1 protein-coding gene is annotated in these 1,418 nt (G+C 69.2%); it reads right to left on the bottom strand.

The genetic code is table 11. The features are described from left to right. Positions 1–30: 30 nt before the first annotated feature. On the bottom strand, positions 31–1,272 hold the full coding sequence (locus tag EIZ44_RS44385) for an IS110 family RNA-guided transposase (protein WP_134734611.1): 1,242 nt from the start codon (positions 1,270–1,272) through the stop codon (positions 31–33). Positions 1,273–1,418 lie beyond the last annotated feature (146 nt).

Genomic DNA, 1,418 nt, shown 5'->3' with positions numbered 1-1,418 from the left:
GTCCGTGAAGACATCCCTGGGTTTTGTTTGTCAAGCGGCTGCGGGTTGTTGTCTGTTTTGGCTGGTTGTGGTGGCTTGTGGCCAGGCGGTTGCTTCGTTGTAGTGGGTGCTGGTTGTGAGGCATCCGTGGAGGATGCCGACGAGCCGGTTGGCGAGCTGGCGCAGTGCGGCCTGGTGTCCGATGCCTCTGGCTCGGAGTGCGTCGTAGCAGGCGCGTGCTCCGGGTGAGGCCCGCAGTGCTGATTGCGCTTGCCGGGTCAGCGCGTCGACGAGGCGGTCGTTGCGCACGAACCGGGCCCGGACGGTGCGTTTGCGGCCGGAGGCGATGGTCAGCGGGCTGGTCCCGGCGTAGTTCTTGCGGGCCTTCGCTGAGGCGTAGCGGTGGGGGTCGTCCCCGAACTCGGCGAGCACCCTGGCGCCGAGGATCTGCCCGAGTCCCGGTTGGGACAGGTAGATCCCGGTGTCAGGGTGCTGTCCAAAATGGGCTTTCACCTCGGTCTCCAGCTGCGCGATCTCGGTGGTCAGGGCGCTGATCACGGAGATCGACGACCGGGTGACCGCGGCCGAGGCCGCGGTCAGGACCGGGCCGCGGCCCAGCGCCGGGGCGCGCAGGGCGGCCTGGATCGCGGTGGTCTTCCCCTCGATGTCGCGTCGGCGGGCCCGCTTGAGCGCGGCGGCGATCTGCGAGCGGGACAACCGGGCCGCGCGGTCGGGATCGGGAGCTTTGCCGAGCAATTCCAGGGCCTCGGGCTCGGCGAGATCGGCGAACGCCTCCAGCGCGGCGGGAAAGTAGTCCCGCAACGTGGCCTGCAGCCGCAGCACATGCCTTGCCCGGTCCCAGATCAAGGCCTGATGCGCCCGGGTCAGGGCCTGCACCCCGTCGGCGAGATCGCTGTCCTCGGCCACCTGAGGCAACTGGTGGGCATCGGTGCGGACCAGATCGGCCAGCACATGCGCGTCGCCGGCGTCGCTTTTCGCCCCCGAGACCCCCAGCCGGTCCCGCGCCCGCGCCGCCTGCCGCGGATTGACCGCGAACACCCGGTAGCCGGCCGCGACCAACGCCGCCACCCACGGACCGCGATCGGTCTCGATCCCGATCAGCACCTGAGAAGGTTCGGCGTCCTCGGGCAGGAACCGCGCGAGCAGCCCGTGCAACCGGGCGACACCCTCGACGCCTTCGGGAAGCCGGGCCTTGCCCAGCCGCCGCCCCGCCTGATCCTGGATCTCCACATCGTGGTGGTCCAGCGCCCAGTCATCACCGACGAACAACACGATCGCTCGCACTCCAGCCTGTCAACACGGTCTGAGTCCGGCAGCCACGCAAGAGAAATCAACGGCCTAATGGTCGAGTGCTCACGCCAACCCGCAGCGGGCACGACATCCCTTCAGTGATCACATCTCTTGCTCACCGGCGGGGG

It is taken from the genome of Amycolatopsis nivea, from assembly GCF_004522235.1.
Taxonomy (GTDB): domain Bacteria; phylum Actinomycetota; class Actinomycetes; order Mycobacteriales; family Pseudonocardiaceae; genus Amycolatopsis; species Amycolatopsis nivea.
This window is presented reverse-complemented; position numbering and strand designations above follow the sequence as displayed.